Source organism: Planktothrix sp. (assembly GCF_046067725.1).
Classification (GTDB): domain Bacteria; phylum Cyanobacteriota; class Cyanobacteriia; order Cyanobacteriales; family Microcoleaceae; genus Planktothrix.
In genome coordinates this window covers 1-6,968 of record NZ_JBJUDF010000137.1, presented here as the reverse complement: position 1 = coordinate 6,968, position 6,968 = coordinate 1, and the positions used below count along the sequence as shown (strand labels likewise).

At 39.4% G+C, this 6,968-nt stretch carries 5 protein-coding genes; all 5 read right to left on the bottom strand.

Annotated elements, in window-relative coordinates; genetic code table 11:
• Positions 1-2,171, bottom strand: a 2,171-nt coding sequence (locus tag ACKPEB_RS07580; RefSeq protein ID WP_408964262.1) for a DUF4347 domain-containing protein, incomplete at its 3' end; no start/stop codon positions are given.
• A 451-nt stretch (positions 2,172-2,622) separates the two neighbouring features.
• Positions 2,623-4,002 carry a cobyrinate a,c-diamide synthase gene (locus ACKPEB_RS07575; protein WP_408964261.1) on the bottom strand — a complete coding sequence of 460 codons (1,380 nt, stop codon included), beginning with the start codon at positions 4,000-4,002 and terminating at the stop codon, positions 2,623-2,625.
• Positions 4,003-4,022: 20 nt separating this feature from the next.
• The gene (locus tag ACKPEB_RS07570) at positions 4,023-4,673 is read right to left on the bottom strand and encodes a matrixin family metalloprotease (RefSeq protein WP_408964260.1); all 651 of its coding nucleotides are present in this window, start codon (positions 4,671-4,673) and stop codon (positions 4,023-4,025) included.
• A gap of 110 nt (positions 4,674-4,783) precedes the next feature.
• On the bottom strand, positions 4,784-5,011 hold the full coding sequence (gene secG / locus ACKPEB_RS07565) for a preprotein translocase subunit SecG (protein WP_408964259.1): 228 nt from the start codon (positions 5,009-5,011) through the stop codon (positions 4,784-4,786).
• Positions 5,012-5,090: 79 nt separating this feature from the next.
• The gene (gene gpmI / locus ACKPEB_RS07560; protein WP_408964258.1) at positions 5,091-6,689 is read right to left on the bottom strand and encodes a 2,3-bisphosphoglycerate-independent phosphoglycerate mutase; all 1,599 of its coding nucleotides are present in this window, start codon (positions 6,687-6,689) and stop codon (positions 5,091-5,093) included.
• Positions 6,690-6,968: the final 279 nt, after the last annotated feature.

Genomic DNA, 6,968 nt, shown 5'->3' with positions numbered 1-6,968 from the left:
TTAGTAACGGTATTTGTGGATGTACTATTAACGGTTTCTTGTGTTCCTAGTCCATCAGTATAACTAACTTTTACCTGTACCTTTTTCCCCACTTGTGCTTGAGATAAGGACAAAGTATCATTAGTTTCTCCACTAATATCTGTCCAAGTCACTCCATTATCGGCTGACTCTTGCCATTGATAATTTAATGTTCCTAAACTATCAACATCTGCTAAGGTATTTGTTGCAGTTAAAATTTGGTTTTGTTTGGCTGTACCCGTAATATTAACATTACCTGTGGGTAAGTCGTTAATATTAGTAACGGTATTTGTGGATGTACTATTAACGGTTTCTTGTGTTCCTAGTCCATCAGTATAACTAACTTTTACTTGTACCGTTTTCCCCACTTGCGCTTGAGATAAGGTCAAAGTATTATTCGTCGCTGCACTAATATCAGTCCAGGTCACTCCATTATCGGCTGACTCTTGCCATTGATAATTTAATGTTCCTAAACCATCAACATCCGCTAAGGTATTTGTGGCGGTTAAAATTTGGTTTTGGGTTGCTGTTACTGGAATATTAACTGTTCCTGTCGGTAAGTCGTTAACGTTAGTAATACTTAAATTAGAGGTAGCTGTGGCGGTACTAAAAGCCGTTATTCCTCCATTGGTGCTGACATCCACACCCGTTTGTCCATTACTGCCACTGCTGCCATCCCACCCCCGATAAGTGAGACTAATATTACCATTAAAGTTGGCATTGGGAACAAATCGAACTAAAACTGTATTACTTAAAAGAGTTGCTGAACTGTCTGTTACTGCCCCAAATGGTGTCCAATTGCTGCCGTTATCGCTAGAAAACTGCCAAGTTCCGTCACTTGTATTGCTTAAACTGGTGACAGCTATGCCACTGGGGTCGCTGTTGACATCGGTGAAACCACTGCTTAAGAGGGTGGAAACTAATGTCCCTGGATTGGTTGTGGGGTCTTCGTTAATTGGGGTTAAATTAGATACGTTAGCTGTATTCAGGACGGGGGCGCTGTTGTTGTATTCTCCTGTCGCTCCAAAAAAGCCCAACCAAGTATTTGCACCTGTGACATTGATTCGAGTTACGGTGATACTTTGCAGGATTTTCGTTGTATCGGGTGTTAACCCGATACCATAGATGTTTCCACTATTAAAATCCCAGTAACTTGATCCGGTTGTATCGTTACTTAAGTCTAGTCCATTAATCAGATAGTAGCTAGAAGCTGACTCAGTAATTGAAGTGGCAATATCTTCAATTGTGGCTGTACTGGTGCTGGTGCTGCTATCGCTATAGTTAAATTTTACATCTATTGTCCCGCTACCATTCGTCCCGGTGGCAAACAGGTGAATTTTTTGGTAGGGACTAGCAGTGACGTTAAAGGTAAAGGATGAGTTGTCGGTGGTGAGAATTTTGGCATTGTTGCCGTCATTGCTGTTATTGTAGCCGAGTTGAATGTTGGGATGGTAGCTGTTGGCTGCAAACAAGCCGTTGTCGGGTAAACCGTTGCCATTAACACCTGCTTTAAACGTTGCAAAAGACTGAGTGACTAGGGCGTATGTCGGTGAACCGACGGGATTTTGGGTGGTGTCTGTGATGCTGTTATTGTAGTTAATAATGACATCATCAGTAAAGATTGAACTCAAGTCGAAGTCTTTGATTGCTAATACTCCAGCATAGCTTTTGATTGTTACTGCTGAAAAAGCTAGGGGGGTTTCTATTGACCCTATGGTTTTGTCTAATTTCCAGTCTCCTCCTAGGGTGGCATTGCCAGTTTTTCGGCTGGATGCTGCTATGTTAGCCCCAAGAATTTTATTGAGGTGCTGGATAAATGTTTCTCCTATTTTTCCGGCTGCTACTTCACACCCATACACTAAAATATCGGCTTTTTTGGTCAGGGCTTTTCCCCACTGCTGGAGTAGGCTATTAAAACTGTCTAAATTTTCCCTATTTAGAAGGTCTGAACCGAGTTGTAAACAACCGGGGCTTCCGTGAGAAACGATATGTAGGGCTTTAATCTTTGATAAGCCTTTGAGTGCTTTTGTGATCTGTTCTACCCCACTTTGGTTTTTGTCTAAAATCACGATTTCTGCGTTTTTGTTGGCTCCTTCTCTTAGGCTTGGATAGTTGTCTATAGCGGAGTCAATGAAAATAATTTGCTTTTTCATGGTTTTCTCTTGAGTTGATTAATTAATGGCCCAATAATTCTGACAAGTAGTTGCCGGGAGATCGCACCCAGTTGAAGGGATGAACGGGAAGGACGATCTCTGTTGGCCCGATGTACAATTTTTCCTCGGTTTACACAGTACAATCGGGGAAATTGTTTTTGGGTGTATTTGGAGAACGTCTTAATTTAACGTTAATAACTTTAGTATACTCGATTAATTGTGCGTTTGATTCTGTAGAATTACAGAAATTTTTTCATGGGTTTTTGGCCCCAAATCATATCGGTGAAAATCTTGATAAGGGAGCAATGGGAGCGCTGTAGTTGCTCAAGAAGAAATCCGATATCAAATCTTTAAATGTTTGCTACCCTTTCGTCCTCTGTAGAGACGTTCCATGGAACGTCTCTACAGGGGGTTTAGGAGATAATTTTTAGTATCAATTTTAGGATTTTATCTAAGGTTGGTAATTCCGACAACATTCTAAAAATCGCATGGGAATCTCTATTTTATCTCCCCAATGCAGATGTAAATAAGAGCCATGAACGTTAGGAAGATTTCCCCATCCTTCTAAAATTGAAGTATTATTTTCTACTGAGAAAAAACGCTGCATTTCATATAACGGTTGAGTTGAGTTTTCAAGCAATTCTGAACGATGAAACTCATGTCCGGTAATTATTTCTCCTTCTAATAATAAAGGCGTTGTTTTTAAGACTTTGGCTTGATAATACCCTAATTTTAATCGTTTTCCCATCACCGCAGTCGTCGGTAATACTCCCACCATTGACCAAGAATTATTTTCAAAATCAATAATTTTTTCACATAAATACATTAACCCGCCACATTCGGCATAGGTTGGCATTCCTAATAAAATAGCTTGTTTAACCGCTTGTAAAATTAGCTGATTTTGGCTTAACTTTTCAGCAAATACCTCTGGAAATCCTCCCCCAAAATATAATCCTTGAATTCCGGGGGGTAATTGATGATCAGTTAAGGGACTCCATTCAATTAATTCCGCACCTAATTGTTGTAAAATTTCTAAATTTTCGGCATAATAGAAGTTAAAAGCGGCATCTCTAGCGATCGCAATTTTAATTCTAGGCTCTACAGAAGGGTTTAAGAATGCAGTTTCTTTAAAAAATTCTGTTTTTGGAGTGTATTTTAATAAGGGTAATAATTGTTCCCAGTCAAACCAAGATTCAGCCAGTTTAGCTAAGTCTTGAATCAGTAGATCTAATTCCGGTAGTTCTTCCGTTGGAATTAACCCCAAATGACGAGCGGGAATTTCGATATTTTCTTGTCTTTTCAAGATTCCTATAATTGGAATATTGAGGAATTTTAAGGAAGTTTTTAATAGTTCTAAATGGCGATCGCTTCCCACCTTATTTAAAATCAATCCGGCTAAATTTAGATGAGGATTAAGGGTTTTAAATCCGAGGGTGATTGCAGCAATAGAACCCGATAATCGACTACAATCTAATACTAAAATTACGGGTAAATTTAAAATTAAAGCAATTTGAGCCGTGGAAGCTATCGGAACATTATCACCATTAGGAATGCCATCAAATAAACCCATTACTCCTTCTATTAATCCATAATCTGAAGCTAGAATCTGTTTAAAATAGCAAGTTTTAATATAGGATTCTGATGTTAAAATTGAATCTAAATTATAACAAGGTTTTCCAGTCACATACAGATGAAACATCGGATCAATATAATCCGGGCCAACCTTAAAAGATTGCACTTTAAAATTCTGTTGTTTTAAATAAGATAAAATCGCTAACGTTACGGTTGTTTTACCAACGCCACTTCGTTCTCCTGCAATAATAACCGTCATTTTGTCATAATTCCTATGGCTTAATTTTGAGTCAATACAGGCCATCCTAAACGAGTCGGTTGTTGATAAATGCGTTTTAACGTATTAATATCTCGAACCGAAATCGGTGGGGGTTCTCGAACTTGGGAAAAATACATCACGTCTGTCGGTTCGGGACTATGACCCCAAATTCCTAACGCATGACCAAATTCATGAAGGATAGCCGACTCAATATATTTTCCAGTTTGAGTGGGACTTAACCAAATCGTAAAATGATGGGATAAAAAAGGAAACCCTTCTGAAGTAGATTGAACCGAAACTTGATATTGTGTTTCTGCGGAACTTGCTCGTTTTTTCTGAGGGTCTAAGGGGGGATTTTTTCTAAAAATTTTGATATCAGCGTTTTGGGGCTCTTCAACGAAGGTTAACGGTAAATAATCATGCCATTTTAAAATAGCAGATGAAACCGTTTCTTTCCAATTGAGATTAACGTCAGGATGTTCAATATAAACTTTAATTGGAAATTTTGAAAAAACTAAATAACCAAACTTAGCGGATTCAATTTTATCAAAATAATCTCCTTGATTTGTTAAATCTTGCCAATTCGCTAAAGTTTCAGGTAAAGGATGAGGTTTAAATGGAATTTTATCCTCAGTTGCAATTGTTGCAATTTGACTAATTAGAATGATCAAAATCGTTGTTAAAATTAGCCAAATTGATGTCAAAAAACGACGCTTCATCAAACTATAAAAAACCGTAGGGGCGGGGTTTTCCCGCCCATCATCAGTGATTGGTCAACAAATTATTTAATCCAACCCGCACTTAAAATAACAGTAATTCCCATAAATAGAATTGCTAGGCTCCAAGTAATGCGATTTAAAGTTGTTTCGGCACTTTTAGCGCTGGTAAAGAGTTGAGCTTGTCCGCCAATCCCACCAATTCCATCACCTTTCGGACTGTGAAGTAGAACTAAAATAATAATACCGAGAGCAGATAAAGACCAAATCACTTGTAGAATTTGAGTAATCATGAGAAGAAGTTGATAATTTGAACGAAAAAAAATTAAACCGTTAAACCCTGTAGTTTAAACTATTTTTTAGGGAATTAACTTATAATCTGACCCGCACCGGAGTCCGATTTTCTCGAACATCGTAGTTAGCGGTTTCAATCATAGAATGACCCGTCATTTCTGGCGGCTGAGGAATTCCCAAAATCTCTAAAATCGTGGGGGCGATATCCGCTAAACAGCCATCTGTCCGTAACGGAACATCGGTTCCATGACCTGGGATTTTGCGTTTTTCCCCTTCTATTAGGATAAAGGGAACCGGGTTCGTTGTGTGGGCTGTCCAAGGATTTCCTTGTTCATCAGACATATACTCAGCGTTACCATGATCCGCAATAATAATCGCCGTTCCCCCTGCTTTACTAATACTTTCTAACAATAAACCTAAACAGTGATCAACCGTTTCAATCGCTTTTACCGCCGCATCCATGATTCCTGTATGTCCGACCATATCAGGGTTTGCGTAATTAATTACAATCAGTGAATAAATGCCTTTTTCAATGCCTTCAATGGCGACATCCGTCACTTCAAGTGCGGACATTTCCGGTTGTAAATCATAGGTCGCCACCGAAGGACTCGGAATTAATTCACGGTCTTCACCCGGAAAAGGTTGTTCTAAACCGCCATTAAAAAAATAGGTGACATGAGCATATTTTTCCGTTTCTGCGGTTCGCAATTGTTGTAACCCGTGTTCGGCGATAACTTGTCCGAGAATATTATTAAGATTTTGGGGTTCAAAGGCAACTAATACGGGAAAATTCGGATCATATTGGGTAAAGGTTAAAAAGCTGAGGGGTTCAATATAAGAACGTTCAAATCCCGAAAAATTAGGGTCAACAAAAGCTTGAGTTAACTCTCTAGCTCGGTCAGGACGGAAATTAAAGAAAATGACTCCATCTCCAGATTCTACCGCCCCAGGTGCGATGCGAGTTGGAACCACAAACTCATCGTTAATTCCTTCAGAATAGGAAGATAACATCAAATCAACGGCGGATAATCCATGACCTTCGCCATCGATGGTCATAATATTATAAGCTTGTTTCACTCGATCCCATCGTTTATCTCGATCCATCGCATAATAACGACCACTAATCGTAACAATTCGACCGATTCCAATAGCATCAATTTGTTCTTGAAGCTGCTTAATATATTTAATTCCATCTTTAGGATTAGTATCGCGACCATCCATGATGGCATGAATACAAACTTCTTTAATATTCTTCGCTTTGGCTAAGTGTAAAAGTCCGATTAAATGGTCAAGATGGGAGTGAACACCGCCATCGGAACATAAACCTATCAGGTGCAATTTGCCATTGGTTTCTAACACCGCTTGACAAATTTTGACCAACGCTGGGTTATCTTGAATCGTACCTTCTTCAACCGCGTCAGAAATTCTGACTAACTCTTGAGGAACAATGCGCCCCGCACCAATATTCAAATGACCGACTTCTGAATTGCCCATTTGACCCTGGGGTAAACCCACTGCTTTTCCAGAAGTGCGAATTAAGGTTCTCGGATAAGCTGTCCAGAGGCTATCCATCACAGGAGTATTTGCAATAGCTATGGCATTTCCGTCGGTTTGTTCACGATAACCCCATCCGTCTAAAATGATCAATACAACGGGTGATACAGACTTTGGTGCCATGCCAAGTTACCTTTTCGTGCGTGGTGATTTTCGAGTTGATCATACCATCTTGAGTTAGTAGAAGAGTGGAGAGGGTGAAGAAAACCGTAGAGAGACTAAGACCTGCTTAGTCTCTCTCTGCTTTTTTAGAAGATAGAAGTCGTAAAGTTGGTGACACTCAACAAGTTAGGGTCAACGTTATTCAGGGTGGCGAGAATTTGATTATTATTGGCAGAGCCGAAAACCACGTAACTTCAGTTCGTGGATGAAGGCAAGCAGCGCTTTTAAGCGCCTGTCTTT

Coding starts and splice junctions, on each gene's coding strand:
- ACKPEB_RS07575 (WP_408964261.1), bottom strand. CDS start 4,002: ATGACGGTTATTATTGCAGGAGAACGAAGTGGCGTTGGTAAAACAACC.
- secG (WP_408964259.1), bottom strand. CDS start 5,011: ATGATTACTCAAATTCTACAAGTGATTTGGTCTTTATCTGCTCTCGGT.
- gpmI (WP_408964258.1), bottom strand. CDS start 6,689: ATGGCACCAAAGTCTGTATCACCCGTTGTATTGATCATTTTAGACGGA.